Origin of the sequence: Mucilaginibacter phenanthrenivorans, from assembly GCF_024721155.1 — a bacterium.
Taxonomy (GTDB): domain Bacteria; phylum Bacteroidota; class Bacteroidia; order Sphingobacteriales; family Sphingobacteriaceae; genus Mucilaginibacter; species Mucilaginibacter phenanthrenivorans.
On sequence record NZ_JAHVAP010000017.1, the window covers coordinates 53,895 to 74,406 of the forward strand.

Consider the following 20,512-nt stretch of genomic DNA (forward strand, 5'->3'; position numbering starts at 1 on the left):
TTATTTCAGCAGCTTATTGTCATTATCAGGGAACACCAATATAGGCTCATATTTGCGGGCCTCTTCAACTTCCATGTAAGCGTATGACATGATGATCACAATATCACCCACCTGCGCGAGCCTTGCTGTTGCGCCATTAAGGCAAATAGTCCCTGTGCCACGCTCACCTTTTATTACATAGGTTTCAAAGCGTGCGCCATTGTTGTTATTTACAATCTGCACCTTTTCGTTCGGTATAATATTAGCTGCATCTATCAAATCCTCATCAATGGTAATACTGCCAACGTAATTCAATTCAGCCTGTGTTACCCTTACCCGGTGAAGTTTGGATTTTAATACTTCAATTATCATAGGGCAAAGGTAGAAATAATTTAGTGAGTGATGCGCAGTGAATTGTGAGCCGGATGTAATAAGATGAGTAGTGGATTGTGAGCCGGATTTAGCTATCGTTCAAGCAGCTCTCCATTCACTACCCACAAAAAAATTTGGATATTAAAACTTAAATCACTTATCTTCGTTTTACACAAAAGCAAGACTATGTAGGCGTGGCCAATATAGTCTTGTTTGTTTTTTAAAAGAAAGCCATTGCGTCCTTCTTAAAAAGGGAGGGCGGTTTTTTTTGGCAATGAACGGAACCGAATATTATTAATTTTTAATTTGTGCATTATGGCAGAGGTAGCATATTATACCAAAGAAGGTTTAGAAAATTTAAAGAAGGAATTACACGAGCTAAAAACTACAGGCCGCACCAATATCAGTAAAGCAATAGCCGAGGCTCGCGATAAAGGCGATCTTTCGGAAAACGCGGAGTACGACGCCGCGAAAGAAGCACAAGGACTTCATGAAGCAAAGATCTCCAAAATGGGTGAAATGCTGGCAAACGCACGTTTGCTTGATGAATCGAAATTAGATGCATCGAAGGTGCTTGCGCTATCGATAGTAAAGATAAAGAACGTTAAAAACGGAGCTGTTATGAGCTATCAGCTGGTATCAGAAAGCGAAGCCGATATGAAGACCGGCAAAATCTCGGTAGCATCACCAATTGCAAAAGGCCTGTTAGGAAAAAAGGTTGGCGAAACAATTGAGATAACCGTGCCTGCGGGCAAAATGGAATTTGAAATAATGGAGATTTCCAGGTAATACAAACCCGGTGGCTGTGTCCTCACAGCCACCCTGCGTAAAAAATAAGTGCCTGTGGGATAGGCACCGGGGAGAATACCCAACCACTTAATCAACCACACAAATGAGCATCTTTTCAAAAATAGTATCCGGCGAAATTCCGGCTTATAAGGTAGCCGAAACAATTGATTACCTGGCGTTCCTGGATATTAACCCGCTTGCCGAGGGCCATGTGCTGGTGATCCCAAAGAAGGAGATAGATTATTTGTTCGATATGGATGACGATCTTTATGCCGGACTGCAGATCTTCGCTAAGATTGTTGCAACCGGGATAAAAAAAGCCGTCCCATGCATAAAGGTTGGCGTGGCTGTTATAGGGCTTGAGGTACCTCATGTGCATATCCATCTCATCCCCTTGAACCATGTAAGCGACCTCAACTTTTCACGCCCTAAACTTACGTTTACGCCCGAGCAACTGGAGGCCACAACGGAAAAGATAAGAGAAGCGCTGAAGAGCGAATCAAGTACAGATTAAACTTCTGGCCTGTTAATACAACAAATGATCATAAGGATACCGTGCCGTGTGTATAGCCTTCACTTCCTCATAAAGTAAGGACCGGAACTCATCTATGTTTTCCTTTTTTGTGGCCGATATAAAAATCGCCGGGGCGTTATTTTTGGCCATCCAGCTATTTTTGAAATCATGTAACGTCAGCGGATCCTGTTGATCTTCTAATTGGTGCTGTTCCGGCTGAAAGGCATCTATCTTGTTAAAAACGGTAATAACCCTTTTATCAATAGCGCCTATATCTTTCAACGTTTCATTTACCGTTCTGATCTGGTCCTCAAAATTGTGGTGTGAGATATCCACCACGTGGACAAGAATATCTGCTTCCCTAACTTCATCAAGGGTAGATTTAAAGCACTCCACCAAATCATGCGGTAGTTTGCGGATAAATCCTACCGTATCTGACAAAAGGAACGGCACATTTTCAATCACAACCTTTCTCACTGTCGTATCCAGCGTTGCAAACAACTTGTTCTCCGCAAACACCTCCGATTTGGAGATCATGTTCATGATAGTCGATTTACCAACGTTGGTATAACCCACCAAAGCCACGCGGATCATGGTTGTCCGATTTTTGCGCTGGGTTTCGTTTTGTTTGTCTATTTGCTTCAGCTTATCCTTTAACAGCGAAATTTTATTCAGGATCAAACGCCTGTCCGTTTCTATCTGCGACTCACCCGGACCACGCATCCCAATACCGCCCTTTTGACGTTCCAAGTGGGTCCATAAACGGGTTAGTCGGGGCAATAAGTATTGTAATTGTGCCAGCTCCACCTGCGATTTTGCCTGCGCTGTTTGAGCACGCCCGGCAAAAATATCCAGGATCAGGTTATTCCTGTCGAGGATCTTTACCTGTAATTCATTTTCAATATTACGGAGTTGAGATGGCGTTAGCTCATCATCGAACACCACCATGTCAATCTCTTCTTCAATAACAAAGGCTTTGATGTCTTCCAGCCTACCAGACCCTACATAGGTTTTCCTGTCGGGCTGCGACAGTTTTTGATTAAAACGCTTTACCGTCTCCGCTCCTGCGGTAGCAACTAAAAACTCCAGCTCGTCTAAATATTCCTTCCCCTGCTCGTCTGTTTCGTGCGATGTTAATACACCAACCAGAACGGCCCGCTCCTGCTTCACAGCAGTATCATAAAATTTTTGTTTCATTAGGTAATGTTTAACAATCCCGGTGCCAATATAGTAAAATGGCAGTTATTCAGCCTTTTTTGCAGAAAAAATCCTTTATTGTGTATGGAACGCGGGAGTTACGCTCCTATGGAGCGAAAAACGTCTTTTTGATTTTTTCTACCGATATTGGGCTCCGATGGAGCCACATGTACTTATTTTATTTGCTGTGCATGGTCATATAATCAATAGTCAGGTTACATAACGCTTTTACGCCTAAAGCAAACCCACTTTCATCAATAAAAAAATCGGGCGTATGATGCGCCGGTGCAGTAATCGGGTCGCCACCTTTGGGTAAGCCACCCAGGTGAATAAATATACCGGGTGCCTTTTGTTCGTAAAAGCTAAAATCTTCGGCACCGGTTTCTGCGTTGCGCAGAATAACATTATCTGCTCCGGCGGTAGCCTGTAAAGTGGGCAGCATTTGGGCAACCAGCGCAGGATTGTTATAGGTTATCGGGTAATGGTGTTCAAAAGGGATGATAACTTCCGCTGTAGCGCCGGCGGCTTCAGCAGTTTTAGTTACAATGGTCTTTACTCTTTCAAGGATCATCTTCTCATCGTCATCATTTAAAGTGCGCACTGTTCCGAGCATTGTCACCGTTTCAGGAATGATGTTTGAGCGATTTCCGCCATTGATAGCGCCGATTGTTACTACTGCTCCGTTGCGGGTAACCTGTAAATTACGGCTCACAATGGTTTGCAGGCTGTTGATAATCTGTGCCGATACCACAATCGGGTCAACGCTCGACCACGGGTAAGCACCATGTGCCGACCGGCCTTTAACCACTATTTTCATCGGGTTTACGGCTGCCATATCTGGCCCCGGGCGATAGGCTATTGTGCCAACAGGCTGATAGGATTGAATATGCAAGCCAAAAACAGCATCAACATGAGGGTTTTCCATTACACCCTGCTTAACCATTTCTTCGGCTCCGCCTTTTTCGCCGGCAGGCAACCCTTCCTCAGCAGGCTGAAAAATAAATTTCACAGTTCCATGCAGGTCTTTTTTCATCGAGGTTAGTACCTCCGCAGTTGCCATCAGGATAGCCATGTGCGAATCATGCCCGCAGGCATGCATCACACCAACTTCCTGGCCGTTATACATCGTTTTTACTTTGGATGCGAAGGGAACATCGGTACGTTCAGTTACAGGCAATGCATCCATATCGGCGCGAAGCGCTACAACAGGACCGGGCTTACCACCGCGCAATATGGCTACCACCCCGGTAGTTGCTATGCCTGTTTGTACTTCAAGCCCCAGCGACTGCAGATGCCTTGCGATAATGCCTGCCGTGCGTACCTCATGGTTGCCCAATTCCGGGTGCTCATGAAAATCACGACGCCAGGTTACGATCTGGTTTTGCAGTGAATCGGCTTTTTTGCTAACGCGATTTCCGGTTGTATTTTTTTGTGCGAATGCATGAATGGCAGAAGCGAGAAGAAGGAACAGGCAAAGCTTTTTCATATTGAGGATTTTCCTCTAATATAAAAAAAGGATGGCTTATTTAAAACCATCCTTTTTTTGGAACCTTGATTCGCATGATTAAAGGATCTAAGGATAAAGCGGCCATATCGTCTACGGCCACCTTTTATAAATTTCCTTCCTATGCAGAAAGCGGATTAAAATTATTTCATTGTCAGTTGTGTGTTCTAATCCCATTCTGAAGTCGCCCAGACGGACTCTATACATATTTTTATGGCCAACTAATTTCTTGAGTTTATTTATTGATAAGATATTTTCAGCGGACCGTATATCAGTTATTGCCTCAACTATCGCGTCTTTAGTTTTCGCATCATTGATTTTACTTACATCTTTTTGAAAGCTTTTATCGATCCTAACGATCATTTTAATGACTTCAAAAATTCGTCAGTATCAACAAACTCACCAGTCTTGCCTTCTGTTATGGCTTTAGCCATCCCAAAATCTTCCAAATCGTCCTTACTTAGAAATTGGGTTTTTATGCCCATCTTCTCAGCAATTGTAAGCAAAAGCTGAATGTCCTTTTTTGATTTTCCAGATATAATTGCAGCTTCCATATAACAAATATAATAAATCGAAACCCTATTATAAAACCGTCTTTATCTTCAACTCATTCATTTGCGCATCGGCAATGGTTGAAGGGGTATCAATCATCACGTCGCGGCCTGAATTATTTTTAGGGAATGCTATTACATCGCGGATGGAATCCAGTCCGGCAAAAATTGAGCAAAGCCTGTCGAAGCCGAATGCGATCCCACCATGCGGAGGTGCGCCATATTCAAAGGCATCCATCAAAAATCCAAATTGCTTTTGCGCTTCTTCCGGCGAAAAGCCTAAATGCTTAAACATTAACGATTGTAAAGCCCTATCGTGAATACGAATAGAACCACCGCCAATTTCGGTACCGTTAATTACCAAATCGTACGCGTTTGCCCTAACATCACCAGGAGCTGTGTCCAGCATGGCGATATCCTCGGGTTTAGGCGAGGTGAACGGGTGGTGCATGGCGTGGTAACGGCCGCTTTCTTCGTCCCATTCTAGCAATGGAAAGTCGAGCACCCAAAGTGCGGCGAAAGTATTTTTATCGCGCAGACCCAAACGACCGCCCATCTCCAGGCGAAGTTCATTCAGTTGCTTGCGTACTTTATCCTGTTGCCCGGCTAATACTAAGATCAAATCGCCAGGCTCTGCGTTGAAAGCAGCGGCCCAATTGGTCAGTTCGTCTTCGCTGTAAAATTTATCTACTGATGATTTTAAAGTGCCGTCGGTATTGTAACGGCAATAGATCATGCCGGTAACGCCAATCTGCGGGCGTTTTAACCATTCGGTTAATTCATCAATTTGCTTGCGGGTGTAATCGGCGCAGCCTTTTGCGTTAATCCCGACAACCAGCTCGGCATTATCAAAAATGCTGAAGCCTTTGCCTTTTACAACGTCGTTCAGTTCCACAAACTCCATTCCGAAACGGATATCCGGTTTGTCGGAACCATATAAACGCATCGCATCTGCATATTGCATGCGTGGAATTTCAGGCAGCTCAATTCCCTTCACTGTTTTAAACAGGTGGTGGGTTAAGCCCTCAAATATGTTTAGTATATCTTCCTGGGTGATGAACGCCATCTCGCAGTCGATCTGTGTAAATTCAGGCTGACGGTCGGCACGCAAGTCCTCGTCCCTGAAACATTTTACGATCTGGAAATAACGGTCAAACCCACTTACCATCAGCAATTGCTTAAAGGTTTGCGGCGATTGCGGCAAAGCATAAAACTCTCCCGGGTTCATGCGGCTTGGCACCACGAAGTCGCGTGCACCTTCAGGTGTTGATTTGATCAGCACCGGGGTTTCTACCTCGATAAAGTCGCGACCATCCAGATATTTACGCACTTCCTGTGCCATTTTGTGGCGCAGCATCAGGTTGTTACGGATAGGGTTACGACGCAAATCAAGGTAACGGTATTTAGCACGCAGCTCTTCACCACCATCAGTTTCATCTTCAATCATGAACGGCGGGATTTTAGCCGCATTCAATACTTCTATTTCAGTAACACCAATCTCGATATCGCCGGTTACCATTTTGGCGTTCTTGCTGGTACGCTCCAACACCTTGCCGGTAACTTTGATCACAAACTCACGACCAAGACTACGGCTCAGCTCACGCAAAGAATCATCACTGTCGGTATTTAAAACCAATTGGGTTAAACCATAACGGTCGCGAACATCAATAAAAGTTGTTCCGCCAAGGTCGCGTGATTTTTGCACCCAACCGCATAAAGTAACCGTTTCACCTAAATGACTTAGATTTAATTCGCCGCAAGTGTGTGTTCTGAGCATAATTGTATTTTATAAAAGTCTGCAAAAGTAGGGTTTTAGTCGGAAAGTCCGAAAGTCCGGAAGTCCGAAAGTGACATTAGCCGTAGAAAAATTGATAAAACTTACAGACTTTACTGACTTTCCCGACTTTCGGACTATATTTGCCCCATAATTCTCAAGGGGTGCCTTGCTTTGGTCGCAAAATATGCTGCAGCATATTTTACCAAACTGAAAGACAGGCTGAGATCAAACCCGTTGTGAGGAGTCCTGAGTCTAAAGTACTAAGTCTTGAGTCTGATTTTTCTGACTTTGGACTAAAGACTTCCGACTACAGACTCCCCACATACACCTGATCCGGGTAATGCCGGCGTAGGGAGAGGTAACAAGTTAAGTGTACTGCGTAGTCGCCCTGATACGGAGATGGTTTAACTAATTTTATTTATTAATCATTTTGAAAAAATCATTTGCGGCATTTATTGCCCTGCTGCTGCCTGTCCTGGCAGCGGCCCAGTTCTCTATTTCGGGAAAAATTACCAACCAGCAAACCGGCGAAGCACTGACCGGGACAACCATCACCCTGACAAATTCGGCGCTTAATGCAATTGCCGGGGTTGATGGCAAGTACCACCTCGACAATTTAAAGAGCGGTACTTACACCTTAAAAGTTTCATTTATTGGTTATCATCCGGTTACAAAAACAATTACATTAAATGCAGATGTCGTAAGCGACTTCGCCCTGCAACCCGGTACTATGCTTACCGAAGAAGTTACCGTGAGCGCTACCCGGGCATCAGCCACCTCACCTACTGCTTATACCAATTTAAGCAAAAAGGATATCGACAAAAACAACTCCGGCCGGGGTTTTGAGTATCTGCTGGAGCAAACGCCATCAACGGTGGTATCGTCAAATGCCGGTGCAGGCGTGGGTTATTCCAGCATCCGCATTCGGGGATCAGACGCTACCCGCATCAACGTTACCCTCAACGGCATCCCGATGAATGATGCGGAAGACCAGGGTGTATATTTCGTCGACTTGCCCGACCTGGCATCATCTGTAGACAACATCCAGGTACAGCGCGGTGTTGGTACGTCAACCAATGGCGCAGGCGCTTTCGGTGCCAGCATCAATATCCAAACCACCACCCGCAGGGATACTGCTTATACAGAGATCAACAGTTCGGCAGGATCATACGGGACAGTGAAAAACACCCTTAACCTGGGTACAGGCTTATTAGGCGGTAAATTTAGTTTTGACGGCAGGGCATCAGAAATAACCTCCGATGGCTATATCGACCGCTCGGCATCTACCCTAAAATCGTTCTTTTTAAGCGGTGCTTATTATGGTAAAAAGAGCGTATTGCGTTTAAACGTCTTCAGCGGGTACGAGAAAACCCACCAGGCATGGGATGGCGTGCCTGAAGACAGCGTAAAATATGGCAACCGCAGGTATAACGAACTGGGCTATATCGATGCCACCAATTCGTATTATAAAAACCAAACGGACAACTATACGCAAAACTATTACCAATTGCTGTATAACCAGCAGATCAGTGACAAGATCTCGTTTAGCGGTGCGCTGCATTATACCCGCGGTTATGGTTATTACGAGGAATATAAAAACAACGAGCCTGTTTCGGCTTATGGATTAAAGCCTGTTATTATCGGCACTGACACTTTGGCCAATACCGATTTGGTGCGGCGTTTATGGTTAAGTAATTACTTTTACGGCGCTACCTATAACTTCACCTACAAGCCGCAAAAAAACTTTAACCTGGTAGTAGGCGGTGCCTATAACGAATACAAGGGCGATCACTACAATAACATCGAGTGGACGCAGCAAAGCACCACCATTCCGCCGGATTATGAATACTCGCGCAATACAGCCAAGAAAACTGATTTCAATATTTTCAGTCGTGCTGAATACCGTGTTGGTGACCTGATCTTATATGGCGATCTGCAATATCGCCACATCAACTATTCGTTTTTAGGGTTCGATCAAAATTTGAACAATGTGCAGCAGGATGTTTCGCTCAACTTCTTTAATCCGAAGGCGGGGCTTACCTACGAGCTTAACCAGCAATCTAATATCTACGCATCGGTGGCCGTAGGCAACCATGAACCTAACCGCAGCGACTTTGTAAACTCATCGCCTGCAAGCCGACCAAAATCAGAGCATTTAACTGATTTTGAATTGGGTTACCGGATCAGCCAGCCAACTTTTGGGGGCAGCATTAATGGTTTTTACATGCTTTATAAAAACCAACTGGTTTTAACCGGCGCGTTGGATGATGTAGGTGAGGCGATCCGCACCAATATTAAGGACAGCTACCGTGCAGGCATCGAGGTAAGCGGCTGGGTTAAACTTGCTGAGCAACTAACATGGTCTGCCAATGCATCGTTAAGCGAAAATAAAGTCAAGAACTTCAACCAGGTATTGTTTGATGAAGATTACAACCCGGTAAATACGCAATACAAATCAACTGATATTGCTTATTCGCCAGGTTTTGTTGGAGCAAGCACTATAAGTTATCACCCTATAAAAAATGGCGAAATTGCCTTTATCAGCAAATATGTTGGTCGCCAATATTTGGATAACACCTCAACTTTAAGCCGTTCGCTGGATGGCTATTTCGTGAACGATATCCGCCTTAATTACAACTTCAAATTAAAGGGAGTTAAAAATGTTGGTATCGGTTTGCTGGTGAACAACGTATTCAGCAAAAAGTACCAGTCCGACGGGGCAACTTATCCAGACATCGAGGGCGGCAAAGTGGTTAATTACAACTACTTCTTCCCGCAGGCACCGGTTAACTTTTTGGCATCGTTGAATTTAAAGTTCTAAAAAACAGGATGTCATTTAGTTAAGCTTTTGCCCTCCCTTTGCTGCGCACAGGGAGGGCAGGTCCAGCGAAGCGTCGACCGGGTGGGTAAATCTGCAAGCGGCGTTAACGCCAATGCATTGGCTAATGCACGGCGGGTTGACTCACCCCGACATCGCTTCGCTCGTCACCCTCTCTGCTGCGCACAGAGGGGAAGGAAACTAACCAATGGCATCATCTTTTTTAAAAGATAAAATATTAAGTAATGAATTTCCACAACTGGATCCAATTATTTCTTGACCAAATGCGCGCAACCACCTTGTGGGAATGGGCAGCTGTACTTTTAGGCGTGGCCGAGGTGCTGTTAGCTAAGGTGAATAATATCTGGCTTTATCCTACAGGTATTGCCGGTACATTTATCGGCATTTATATTTTGCTGATGGCTGGCTTGTATGCTGAGTCTGCGCTGAATGTTTATTATTTGGTGATGAGCGTTTATGGCTGGTATTTCTGGCTTAAAAAACGCGACGAACCACCGGTAAAAATTACCTGGGCAACGCGCAGGGAATGGATAATTACCTTGCTGATTGTATTTGCAGGCTGGCCGATATTGTATCTGCTGCTCAAAAACTTTACTACTTCAAACGTGCCCATTTGGGACGCATGGGTATCGTCGACCGCGTGGGCGGGGATGTGGCTTCTGGCAAAGCGTAAGCTGGAAAACTGGATCTGGCTTAACATTTCCAACTTGTTTGCCATCCCGCTGCTGTGCTATAAAAAGCTCATCCTGTTTGCGGCACTTACCCTGTTCTTATTTGTGGTGGCCTTTTTTGGCTTCTTCGACTGGCTTGCCATCTGGAGAAAAGAAAAGGCTGCTGAAAATTCTTTATCAACCCAATAAAAAATGGAAAACATCTTACAACATCCCTCTGCACTTATTGACGCCGGGGATGTCCATATAATCCGCACAAAAGCAGCCGAAGCCGAACAACTGGGCATGCTTCATCCCGAACAATTAAAAATAATTTACCGGCAAAAATGGTTTAAGCTGCTGGTACCGGAGGTTTATACCGGCAGGCAAGTTAGCCTATCGCAATTGGTACGCCTGCAGGAAGCTATTAGCTGGGCTGATGGCAGCACAGGCTGGGTGGTTACCCTTTGTAGCGGCGCAGGCTGGTTTGGTGGATTCATTAATCCGGAAATAGCACAACGAATCTTTGTTGAGGATACCGTTTCCCTCGCCGGTAGTGGCGCGGTTTGCGGTACGGCAGAAATAACTTCAAACGGATACATCATCAACGGCACGTGGAAATATGCCAGTGGTGCACATCACGCCACGCACATTACCGCTAACTGTAGCATTATAAAAGACGGTAAGCCTGTTTTAAACGATGACGGGGAACCGCTAGTATTACCTTTTATATTCGATAAAAAAGATGTGACCATTCTTCCCGCCTGGAAATATATCGGGATGGTAGCAACCGGCAGCGATTCGTTTGAGGTTAAAGAGCTAACCGTCCCATTTAACCGGCAGTTTAAGATTGATCCAGCCGCTGCGGTTATCAATTCGCCGTTATACCAATATCCATTTTTACAGATGGCAGAAGCAACGATCGCTGTCAATTTATCGGGCATCGCAATACATTTTATTGATCTGTGCGAAGGCATCTTTCGCGAAAAGTTAAAACAACCAAGACTTACCGATGAGCAAAAGGAATTTTTAACGGATGAATTGAACCATTCAAAAAGTGAGCTTGATTTGGTTAGGGAAGATTTTTTTGAAACCGTAGATCAATCCTGGAATGCTATTCAATCCAATAATATTGTACCGCAGGATATCCTCCAGCAGGTGAGTATCACCAGCAGGAAGCTTGCACATTTTAGCCGTGAAATAGTAGACAGACTTTACCCTTTATGCGGTTTAACAGCGGCAAGCACCGAAACTGAAATTAACCGCGCCTGGCGCGATCTGCATACGGCAAGCCAGCACGCGCTGATCACTTTTGCCGGCTAAAATTGATCGTGCATTTAGGCTTAGGATTTGATTAGGCTGATTGAAATGTTTACAAAAGTGGGATGTCATGGTGAGCTTAGTCGAACCATGTGGGCAAAGGCCTCTGCACCATGCTAAGCACGCGGAATGGCCTCTGCGCACGTCGTGGTTCGACAGGCTCACCATGACAGGCCAACAAAACAAGGATGGCCCGCTGTTCAATAAACTTACACAGGCAGCGATCACGAGGTTACAATTGTGTAAATTCAATGTTAAACCAACTACTTTAAAAACTGTAACTTTTACAACATTTGCGGTTTTTTACAAGTACTTTCAGTAATTTCATCGCTGTTAATTTATATAGATGAAGAAATTACTTTTACTTACCGCTGCATGCTTTATTGCATCTGCAACTATTGCTCAGCAGGCTACAAGGCCTATATTTTATTCCATTTCGTTTCCCAATGCGGTTCACCACGAAGCGGAGATTGCCATACTTATTCCACAAGCGCCGGATGGTAACTTTAAGGTACGCATGAGCCGCTCCTCAGCAGGTCGCTATGCTACGCACGAGTTCGGCAAAAATGTTTACAATGTTACCGCCACCGATGGCAAGGGAAAAGCCCTGCCAATAAAACAATTAGAGGGTGATGTTTATGAGGTGGGTAGCCACCCTGAAACCGTTAAAATATCTTATACGTTATTTGCCAACTGGACCGACGGCACCTATGCGAGTATCGACCCCAGCCATGCACACCTGAATATGCCCGCCACTATTATGTGGATCCCGGGCCTTGAAAAGCGGGCCATCCAGATTGAGTTTAACGATATGGAGAAATATGGCTGGCAGGTTGCCAGTCAGCTTAAGCATGACGAAGGCAGGATCTACAGCGCACCCGATCTGCAATATTTGATGGACAGCCCTACCGAACTTTCGGCTTATAAAATAAACAGCTGGGAAGTGGTAAATACCGATGGCAAAAAAGAGAAGATCAACCTTACTGTGCATTCGGATGACAGCCAGGCTGTGATAGACAATTTCGGCACGATGCTGCAAAAAATGGTATTGGAGGAAAAGGCTGTCTTCGGCGAATTACCGGCTTACGATTATAGCGAGTATACCTTTTTAGATGACGTACATCCAACAGTATCCGGCGACGGCATGGAGCACCGCAACTCAACGTGCATAGTTCAACCGGCAGAGAAGATTGAGGGAAACGAGGTATGGTTGCTGGGTACATTCTCGCACGAATACTTCCATAGCTGGAACGTAAAGCGGATCCGCCCAAAATCGTTGGAGCCGTTTAACTTCGAGCATGCAAATATGAGCAGCGAGCTTTGGTTTGCCGAAGGCTTTACCCAATACTATGGCGAAATGGTGCTGGTTCGTTCAGGCTTCCAAAAGCTGGATCAATATTCGGGGACCATTGCAGGGTTGGTTAATGCTGTGTTGAATAAACCCGCCTCAAAAGTTTACTCTGCTCCGCAAATGAGCCGTTATTCGGTATTTGCCGACGCAGGCGTTTCTATCGACCCAAATAACAACAACAACGTTTTCACCAGCTATTATTTTTATGGCGGCGCTATAGCGCTTGCACTTGATCTGCGTTTGCGCGCCGATTTTAACTTGACACTGGATGATTACATGCGCACCGTTTGGCTAAACCGCGGTAAAGTGATGAAGCCATACACCATTCCTGATTTACAGGCTGATTTAGCCCAGGTAACCAAAAACCCAAAGTTTGCGGCAGACTTCTTCAGCAAATACATTTATGGCCTCGACAAAAACGATTACGAGGGGTTACTTGCAAAGGCAGGCTTGCTGTTACGCAAGGTTGATGCAGGCAAGGCTTGGGCCGGGCCTTTGTCGATAGCCCAAAATCGCGGACGTTCGGGCGCGGCAAGAACAGCCGGAGCGGTTGGGCTACCAATAGCAGCAAGCACCGTAAAAGGCACCCCGATATATGATGCGGGCCTTGACGCCGGCGATATCATTTTAAAAGCTGATGGCAAAGATATCACCGACGGGAAATCATTCCTCGATGTTGTAGCTACAAAAAAAGTTGGCGATAAGCTGTCCGTTACTTATAAAAACCGCACCGGTGAGCACGAAACAATCGTAACCTTAACTGAAAATCCAAACTTTGAAGTAGTTGCTTACGAAAAGGCAGGCAAGGAACTAACAAAAGACCAGGAAACATTCCGTAACAATTGGCTATCATCAAAGGTCAAATAAAAAAATATGAAAAAATATATAGCAGCGCTGGCTTTGCTGGCAGTATCATACCAAAGCTTTAGCCAGGATGTAAACAAGCTCATTAAACAGGATGAGGTTGAGAAGGTAATTAAGACACTCTCGGCTGATGACATGGAGGGCAGGGCAACGTTTACACCCGGCATCGAAAAGGCGGCACAATATATCGAGAGCCAGTACAAAGAAGCAGGCCTGGTGCCTTTAACAGGGAATACCGGCTATCGCCAGAATTTTACCAAAACAAGGATAATTGCAGGGGAAACTACGGTTAGCATTAACGGCAAGGCACTGCCGAAGGACAGCGCATTTACTTTCACCAGTGCCCCCGCCGTAAGCTGGAGTACTAACAATGATGTTCAAATAGTAAAATTAAGCAGTGGCAAAAACTTCCGTACCGAATACCGCAGTTATGCCAAAAGCGGTAAAAAGATGTTGATTTTTGTAGACCCAAGCTTTGCCACAACGTTTGAAGGATTGCGTGACAGGCTTAAAAACGGCGTAATAGCCGACAAAATGAATAACGACCAGCAATTGGTTTTTGTGCTGGGCAATCACGATGATGTAAAATCGTTCGAAGTAACCTATACAGGCAAGATAGTTGTATCGCCATTGTTTAACATTGTGGGGATGATCCCGGGTAAAACCAAACCGGAAGAATCAATAGTATTTTCAGGGCATTATGATCACCTGGGAATTCTTAAACCTGTAAAGGGTGACAGCATCGCCAATGGCGCGGATGATGATGCATCGGGAACTACCGCAGTGATTACACTTGCTAAGTATTATAAGAAGTTAAATAGCAATGCCCGCACGCTAATTTTTGTGGCCTTTACTGCCGAGGAGATCGGTGAGTTTGGTTCGCAATATTTCGCCACAACAGTGGACCCTGACAAGGTTGTTGCGATGTTTAATATCGAGATGATCGGCAAGGCATCCAAATTCGGCGAAAATTCGGCTTTTATAACCGGATTTGAGCGGTCGGACTTTGGTACTATTCTTCAGAAGAACCTGGAGGGAACTGCATTTAAATTCTATCCCGACCCTTACCCCCAGCAAAACCTGTTTTACCGCAGCGATAATGCCTCACTGGCGGCAGTTGGCGTACCGGCTCACACCATATCAACCGACCAGATAGATATCGACGAACTGTATCACACGGTTGGCGATGAATTCAGCACATTGGATGTAGCAAACATTACATCTACAATAAGGGCTATCGCCTTAAGCTCGCGCGGGATAGTTGCCGGCACAGATACGCCGAAGCGCGTACCCAAACTTGATAAATCGGCACAATAAGATAATAACCTATGGAAACCGAACCACAATTAATTCCGGACGAGGCGGTCAAGGGCATTGCGTCAGGCCTGTTCATGATGGCTGCTTTTACACTAATATGGGCCGGGATTGCTTTTGGCGGTTTACATACTTCGCCTTATGCGTTTGCCCTGGTTGTATTTGCGGTACTGGCCATCACTTTTGTAACCCGTGGGATCTCGATATACAAATTGGCAAAACAATTTCCAATGGTTGAATCGGAAGAGGATAAGGCAGAGGGGAAAAAGATGGGGATGTGGTTTGGCATCATCTTCGGCCTTGAGGGCTTGTTTATTTTTATCGCCGTAAATGTCGTTATCAATATTGGTCACCCGGAGTTAACAATCCCTGCAATAGCGTTGATAGTTGGACTCCATTTTTACCCCCTGGCTAAAGTGTTTAAGCGCACCGTTGATTATTACCTGGCGACATGGAGCACATTGGTAGCAATTGCCGCCATATTGCTTAGCCTGAATAAAGTGTTGACACAGCCGGGCGTTATGGCTTTTACCGGGATAGGACTTGCCGTTGCAACCTCATGCTACGGTTTGCATATGATGAAAGAGGGTAGCAAGTTAGCAAAGCAGGTGGCCCCATAGATTTTATACTAAAATGGTGAATAATAATGCATTTTTAGCCATCTGTAAAAATTCATTCCTCTATTAAAACAAATGGTTTTAATAGAGGTTTACTTTCTCAAAGCAATATTATTCAAGCCGGTAATCAATTATAAATGAGAGAAATAGTTCAGCTAAGTGCCGAAGATTATCATTCTGTATTCAATAAAAGCGAGGCAACCAAGCTATTGCTGGCTATTGACGCTCCCCTTTACACCATCTTAGATGCAAACTGTGCTTACCTGAATGCCACAAATTCAACCAGGGAGGCCCTTGTAGGCAAATCTGTTTTTGGAGCATTCCCGGCTAATCCCACCGACGAGGAGTCGAAGAATATCGAACGTACCATTTTCTCTTTCGAAGAAGCTATCCGCACAAAAAAACCGCATACCATGCACAATTACAGGTATGATATTCCGATTCGCGATAGCAATGAATTTGAGGAACGTTACTGGACCACCACCAACACCCCTGTACTGAATGAGGATGGCAGCGTAAAGTTCTTGATTCACTCACCAACTAACGTAACTGAAATATACAAACTTGCTGAACGGGAAAAACTGGCAATGGAGGCATTGAGAAATCAACGCAAGCAGTTGTACGCCATTTTTATGCAGGCTCCGGTTGGAATAGGAATTTTTAAGGGGCCTGAATATATAGTTGACCTGATTAATCCGCCGCTGGAGAAAATATACGGGCGCTCATTTGACGAAATGAAGGGGCTGCGGGTTTTTGACGCACTACCGTCGGCCAGGGGGCATGGATTTGAGGAACTGCTTGAAAATGTAAGGTTAACCGGCGAGCCGTTTTATGGTAATGGCTTACCGATTCCGTTACTTAGGGATGGCGTTCCGGAAACTGTGTATGTGGATTTTGTTTACGAACCATTTCGCGATGATGATGGCACCATTATAGGTGTAATATGCGTAGCTACTGAGATAACCGACAAGATAGAGGGCCAGCAAAGGCTGGAAGCCAGTGAGGCCCAATTTCGCTTTATGGCCGAATCGATGCCACAGCAAGTGTGGACAGCCGATGTTAACGGGGCACTTGATTACGTCAATGAACGAACCCAGGACTATTTTGGTAAAACCGCAGAACATATTATTGGTGCAGGATGGCAGGAATTTATTCACCCCGATGATTTGCAGGCCTGCCTGAAAAACTGGGCGCAGGCGCTGGAAACAAAACAACTGTACCAGGTTGAGTTTCGCCTGCGCAGGCTTGACGGGCAATACAGGTGGTATTTGGCCAGGGCACTGCCATTTAAAATTGATGATGCTGTAGTAATGTGGCTGGGAACCAATACCGATATAGAGGAGCACAAAAAAATTGAACAGCAAAAGGATGAGTTTATAAGCATAGCCAGCCATGAGCTAAAAACACCCCTTACCAGTTTAAAGGCCTATTTGCAGCTGATGGATAGATCGGTCAACAATGCAGAGTCTCCGGGCGTATTTGTTTCAAAAAGCCTGCAGCAGCTAAAGCGGCTTGAAAAGCTGATTGCCGACCTGCTGGATGTTTCCAAGATCTCTGCTGGAAAGATGACCTATAACATGGATCTCCTTAACATGAACGAACTGATCGGTGAGGTGGTACAAAATGTACAGCTTGCAAACACCAGTCATCGGCTTATAGTTGAAGGCAACCCGACCGTTATGCTTCATGGCGATCATTATCGACTGGAACAGGTGCTTACCAATTTCTTAACAAATGCTGTAAAATACTCGCCTGATGCTGATGAAGTGATTATCCGGTCCGAAGTTCAGGATGATAGTATTGTTGTGTCAGTACAGGATTTCGGGATAGGTATTGAGCGGGACAACCTGGGTAAGTTGTTTGAAAGATTTTACCGCGTTGACAACACTGCCATGAAATACGAGGGCCTGGGTTTGGGCTTATACGTATCCGCAGAGATCCTGGCCCGCCACAACGGAACGTTCTGGATAAAAAGTGAATTTGGAAAAGGATCTACCTTCTATTTTAAATTGCCGTTGAATGTTTAATCTTTAAAAGAGGGCTGTCATGCTGAGGCTCTCGAAGCACGCGGGCAAAGGCCTCTGCACTTTGCTTAGTATGCGACAGGCTCACCATGACAGGTCAATAAACTTATCAGATCTTAAACAAATTCTCCCCGGTTTTTATTAAGTACGTTTTCCCCTTCCAAACAAAAATACCAGTTGTTTTCTGTGGCAGATCGATCCTAATCCTCCAAACGCCGCCATCTAACACATAATCAACCGCTACCTTTCCATTAGGATGAGGGATCTCACCGCTTGCTGTTTTTAAATCGCCCAAATGAGGCTCAATTTTCACTTTGGCGAAACCAGGCGCATAACTATCGATCCCCAATATCGTTCTGAAAAATTCAATATTCGGACTGGCGCCCCATGCATGACAATCAGAGCGGCTGTTTGGCAGGTCGCTAAACTCGGCCCAGGTGGTGAGGCCCATTTTTATATTTTCGCGCCAAACGTCAAGCCACTTCATATAATCGTTACCGAGGCCCGCTTTAATAAATGCCTGGTGCATATAATATTTAAAGTAGATGGTGCATTGGGTTAATGTGGTATCGGTTTGCATGTTTTTGCACAACGCAATGGCATCTGGTCCTTTTATCATCCCGGTTAATATGGCCAATGAATTGGCATGCTGCGAGAAAACATTTTTGTCCTCTGTGTCGGCATACAGTTTTTTAACCGGGTCCCAATATTTATTTTGGATGGTTTGTTTTAGCTGTGCAGCCTTCGATCTGTAGAGCTGAGCAAATACGGGCATTCCTATTTTCGCCTCCATTTCGGCAGCCAGCTGATAGGTGATCAGCAATTGCAAATCGAGGATAGCGGAACCGCCCTTACTACCTGTTGGCGCCATGCCGTAGCCCCAGCCGCCAGCCCAATCAACAAAGGTCCAGTAGGGCGTATTTTTTAACGAGCCATCGGCCTGCTGGTATTTGCTGAAGAAATCGAGTACTGCCCTTTCTCCCTGTAGCTTGTCCTTTACAAAATTGCTATCGGGCCGGTACATCCAGTAATCGTGCAGCACGCTCACATACCATAACGAAAACGTGGAAATTATCTGCGGACTATAAGACGGGTGCCTGCTCAGCGCCAGCCCCTCGGCAATCCGTGAGTGATCCATCAGGTTAATGGCATTGCGCATCAGCCGGTCATCACCGCTGTTGTAATAAGATACCAGCGCCTGGATGCGGGTGTCACCAATGTATTGCAGCTGCTCATAATAAGGGCAGTCCATATAGGTTTCAATGGCGTCCATTCGTGCTGTTCGCCAACCGATATCCAGCATTTGCTGCATCTCGGGGTTGTCCGTCTTCAATTTTGCATTGCGTTGGAACGGGAAGCCGGTTGCTGTTCCATATATGTCATCAATTACCAGTGGCTCGTCCCTTGTCTGGATCACTAAACGGATATAGCGGTAGGTACGCCAGTAAAGGGAGGTGAATGTTTGTCCATCGCTGCCATCTGCAATAAGGCTATCCTTCCGTCCGGCAAAATCCTTTCCGTCCACATCGTTACGGTTACCTTTCCTGGGACCGTATTTTTTCAAATTATCAAATAAAGCTTCGGCATAGGAAAGTGAGATCCCTGCATTTTTCCCCTTGCTGAAATTGAGCGTAACATAGGCGTTTGTCAAGTAAGTTTGATCTAACAGCAAAGTAGCGGTGGTATTTGCGGGAATAGTTATCGTTGTTTTTGTTGCCGGAAATGAAGCAGGCGCAGTAACACCATCCGCCTTGCGTAAAACCGGGATCCGCTGGTAAGTGCGCTCCATTTGCGGCAATATCGATGGTACCAGCATCCAGCCAAAGGCGTCGGCCATGCCTTTGGGCTTACCACGATCCATCGTGCCGGCTCCCGGCCATGCGGTATCGTCAAAGTCATTGGCCATCCATCCTTTAATCGTTTTGCTCTCGTCAATTAGTTCCCCCGGGCCGGCAACATAGTAGGCCGGGTAACCGATACCGTTTATAGGTTGATAAGCTTTATCGCGGACGGATTTCCAGGTACCATTGGTGTTTAAAATCTCCTCGGCAGCGGTATTGCCCTGGATAATAAAGGCAGTCCGCAAACTGATCTGTGCCTCCGGCCGAAATTCCGCCTCGTTCCAAACAATGGCAGCCACAGTATTTTTACCAGCTACCAGGTATGGCGCAAGGTCTACTTTCTCATAATTCCAGTAATAGGTGTCTCCGCGCGCCGGGCCGAGCGACACCAATGTGCCGTTGACGTATAGTTTATACCTGTTATCGGCTGATACGTTTACGATAAACGTGGCGGGCTTTGCAGCAAGGCTGATGCTCTTCCTGAAATAAAAGACACCATAATCTCTGCCGGTTTCATTTTTTGCGCTTATCCAATTGGCATTCCATGTTTTACTTAGGTTGATTTCAGCAGAGGGCTGCGCTGTTGCATGGTTTAACAAAAACACGCTGCAAATAAACAATACGGCAGTAAAAAATGATCTCATTTATAATTGGTTTATCGCAAGCTAATTTAGCGTAGTTTACCTCATGTCCATCCTGCTCTGTCTTTTAAATTTTCAAGGCGATTAGCCACAAGAGGCCTGCAACACGTTTTTACAGGGTGAAAATGTTAAATCACCATGTTTTTCAAGTAATTTAGCAACGGAATTGAACTAAAGGGAGTCTTAATGAAAAAAGTTTATCTATACCTGTTACTGGGCATAATTGCGATAATAATAATGACGCTGATTGTGTTTAACTACGACCCGAAAACCGAAACCTGGGGCAGCATGCTGATAGGCGCCTTGTTTGGGTTTTTATTTTACAGGATGATAAAGAACCGGAGACAAAAAAGCGCCAAATAGATAAT

General features: G+C 45.3%; 17 protein-coding genes. 10 read left to right on the plus strand and 7 right to left on the minus strand.

From position 1 onward, the window contains the following. Complete coding sequence (gene panD / locus KXD93_RS27865; RefSeq protein WP_258140843.1) at nucleotides 1-351, minus strand: aspartate 1-decarboxylase; 351 nt, start codon at nucleotides 349-351, stop codon at nucleotides 1-3. Nucleotides 352-666: 315 nt separating this feature from the next. Here panD and greA point away from each other — a divergent pair, with 315 nt between their 5' ends. Next, a complete protein-coding gene (gene greA / locus KXD93_RS27870) occupies nucleotides 667-1,140 on the plus strand; it encodes a transcription elongation factor GreA (RefSeq protein WP_258140844.1) in 474 nt (157 codons plus the stop codon). A 103-nt stretch (nucleotides 1,141-1,243) separates the two neighbouring features. Then, nucleotides 1,244-1,654 (plus strand): HIT family protein, encoded by a 411-nt coding sequence (locus KXD93_RS27875; RefSeq protein ID WP_258140845.1) that lies wholly within the window; start codon nucleotides 1,244-1,246, stop codon nucleotides 1,652-1,654. A 12-nt stretch (nucleotides 1,655-1,666) separates the two neighbouring features. Here the strand turns inward: KXD93_RS27875 and hflX are convergent, their stop codons facing one another. From hflX to aspS, 5 genes are all read right to left on the minus strand, one after another. Continuing rightward, nucleotides 1,667-2,851, minus strand: a complete 1,185-nt coding sequence (hflX, locus tag KXD93_RS27880) for a GTPase HflX (protein ID WP_258140846.1) — start codon at nucleotides 2,849-2,851, stop codon at nucleotides 1,667-1,669. A gap of 178 nt (nucleotides 2,852-3,029) precedes the next feature. Continuing rightward, entirely contained in the window at nucleotides 3,030-4,337 is a 1,308-nt protein-coding gene (locus KXD93_RS27885; protein ID WP_258140847.1) for an amidohydrolase, read from the minus strand. Between the two features lie 111 nt (nucleotides 4,338-4,448). Further along, a complete protein-coding gene (locus tag KXD93_RS30675; RefSeq protein ID WP_373417379.1) occupies nucleotides 4,449-4,718 on the minus strand; it encodes a type II toxin-antitoxin system RelE family toxin in 270 nt (89 codons plus the stop codon). Beyond that, nucleotides 4,715-4,909, minus strand: coding sequence for a hypothetical protein (locus KXD93_RS27890; protein WP_258140848.1), 195 nt, complete (start codon nucleotides 4,907-4,909; stop codon nucleotides 4,715-4,717). The genes KXD93_RS30675 and KXD93_RS27890 overlap by 4 nt, the downstream gene beginning before the upstream one ends. Before the next feature lie 28 nt (nucleotides 4,910-4,937). Further along, on the minus strand, nucleotides 4,938-6,683 hold the full coding sequence (aspS, locus tag KXD93_RS27895) for an aspartate--tRNA ligase (protein ID WP_258140849.1): 1,746 nt from the start codon (nucleotides 6,681-6,683) through the stop codon (nucleotides 4,938-4,940). A 430-nt stretch (nucleotides 6,684-7,113) separates the two neighbouring features. Between aspS and KXD93_RS27900 the strand changes: the two genes are divergently transcribed. From KXD93_RS27900 to KXD93_RS27930, 7 genes are all read left to right on the plus strand, one after another. Next, nucleotides 7,114-9,504: a TonB-dependent receptor gene (locus KXD93_RS27900; RefSeq protein WP_258140850.1), complete on the plus strand. Its 2,391-nt coding sequence runs from the start codon at nucleotides 7,114-7,116 to the stop codon at nucleotides 9,502-9,504. 242 nt (nucleotides 9,505-9,746) lie between these two features. Then, entirely contained in the window at nucleotides 9,747-10,382 is a 636-nt protein-coding gene (pnuC, locus tag KXD93_RS27905) for a nicotinamide riboside transporter PnuC (RefSeq protein WP_258140851.1), read from the plus strand. 3 nt (nucleotides 10,383-10,385) lie between these two features. Continuing rightward, entirely contained in the window at nucleotides 10,386-11,495 is a 1,110-nt protein-coding gene (locus tag KXD93_RS27910; RefSeq protein ID WP_258140852.1) for an acyl-CoA dehydrogenase family protein, read from the plus strand. Nucleotides 11,496-11,838: 343 nt separating this feature from the next. After that, nucleotides 11,839-13,710 carry a M61 family metallopeptidase gene (locus KXD93_RS27915; RefSeq protein WP_258140853.1) on the plus strand — a complete coding sequence of 624 codons (1,872 nt, stop codon included), beginning with the start codon at nucleotides 11,839-11,841 and terminating at the stop codon, nucleotides 13,708-13,710. Between the two features lie 6 nt (nucleotides 13,711-13,716). Beyond that, complete coding sequence (locus tag KXD93_RS27920) at nucleotides 13,717-15,024, plus strand: M20/M25/M40 family metallo-hydrolase (RefSeq protein ID WP_258140854.1); 1,308 nt, start codon at nucleotides 13,717-13,719, stop codon at nucleotides 15,022-15,024. A gap of 11 nt (nucleotides 15,025-15,035) precedes the next feature. Beyond that, nucleotides 15,036-15,641 (plus strand): DUF7010 family protein, encoded by a 606-nt coding sequence (locus tag KXD93_RS27925; protein WP_258140855.1) that lies wholly within the window; start codon nucleotides 15,036-15,038, stop codon nucleotides 15,639-15,641. 134 nt (nucleotides 15,642-15,775) lie between these two features. Continuing rightward, entirely contained in the window at nucleotides 15,776-17,665 is a 1,890-nt protein-coding gene (locus tag KXD93_RS27930) for a PAS domain-containing sensor histidine kinase (protein ID WP_258140856.1), read from the plus strand. A 106-nt stretch (nucleotides 17,666-17,771) separates the two neighbouring features. On the opposite strand, the gene KXD93_RS27935 is transcribed toward KXD93_RS27930, so the two are convergent. Then, a complete protein-coding gene (locus KXD93_RS27935) occupies nucleotides 17,772-20,147 on the minus strand; it encodes an alpha-L-rhamnosidase-related protein (RefSeq protein WP_258140857.1) in 2,376 nt (791 codons plus the stop codon). A 183-nt stretch (nucleotides 20,148-20,330) separates the two neighbouring features. Between KXD93_RS27935 and KXD93_RS27940 the strand changes: the two genes are divergently transcribed. Beyond that, nucleotides 20,331-20,507 carry a hypothetical protein gene (locus KXD93_RS27940; RefSeq protein WP_258140858.1) on the plus strand — a complete coding sequence of 59 codons (177 nt, stop codon included), beginning with the start codon at nucleotides 20,331-20,333 and terminating at the stop codon, nucleotides 20,505-20,507. Nucleotides 20,508-20,512: the final 5 nt, after the last annotated feature.

Bases quoted from the DNA above. Each gene is read 5' to 3' on its own strand.
- pnuC (WP_258140851.1), top strand. From the start codon at position 9,747: ATGAATTTCCACAACTGGATCCAATTATTTCTTGACCAAATGCGCGCA.
- KXD93_RS27940 (WP_258140858.1), top strand. From the start codon at position 20,331: ATGAAAAAAGTTTATCTATACCTGTTACTGGGCATAATTGCGATAATA.
- KXD93_RS27890 (WP_258140848.1), bottom strand. From the start codon at position 4,909: ATGGAAGCTGCAATTATATCTGGAAAATCAAAAAAGGACATTCAGCTT.
- KXD93_RS27910 (WP_258140852.1), top strand. From the start codon at position 10,386: ATGGAAAACATCTTACAACATCCCTCTGCACTTATTGACGCCGGGGAT.
- KXD93_RS27935 (WP_258140857.1), bottom strand. From the start codon at position 20,147: ATGAGATCATTTTTTACTGCCGTATTGTTTATTTGCAGCGTGTTTTTG.
- KXD93_RS27925 (WP_258140855.1), top strand. From the start codon at position 15,036: ATGGAAACCGAACCACAATTAATTCCGGACGAGGCGGTCAAGGGCATT.
- KXD93_RS27885 (WP_258140847.1), bottom strand. From the start codon at position 4,337: ATGAAAAAGCTTTGCCTGTTCCTTCTTCTCGCTTCTGCCATTCATGCA.
- hflX (WP_258140846.1), bottom strand. From the start codon at position 2,851: ATGAAACAAAAATTTTATGATACTGCTGTGAAGCAGGAGCGGGCCGTT.
- aspS (WP_258140849.1), bottom strand. From the start codon at position 6,683: ATGCTCAGAACACACACTTGCGGCGAATTAAATCTAAGTCATTTAGGT.
- KXD93_RS27920 (WP_258140854.1), top strand. From the start codon at position 13,717: ATGAAAAAATATATAGCAGCGCTGGCTTTGCTGGCAGTATCATACCAA.
- KXD93_RS27915 (WP_258140853.1), top strand. From the start codon at position 11,839: ATGAAGAAATTACTTTTACTTACCGCTGCATGCTTTATTGCATCTGCA.
- panD (WP_258140843.1), bottom strand. From the start codon at position 351: ATGATAATTGAAGTATTAAAATCCAAACTTCACCGGGTAAGGGTAACA.
- KXD93_RS27930 (WP_258140856.1), top strand. From the start codon at position 15,776: ATGAGAGAAATAGTTCAGCTAAGTGCCGAAGATTATCATTCTGTATTC.
- greA (WP_258140844.1), top strand. From the start codon at position 667: ATGGCAGAGGTAGCATATTATACCAAAGAAGGTTTAGAAAATTTAAAG.
- KXD93_RS27875 (WP_258140845.1), top strand. From the start codon at position 1,244: ATGAGCATCTTTTCAAAAATAGTATCCGGCGAAATTCCGGCTTATAAG.
- KXD93_RS30675 (WP_373417379.1), bottom strand. From the start codon at position 4,718: ATGATCGTTAGGATCGATAAAAGCTTTCAAAAAGATGTAAGTAAAATC.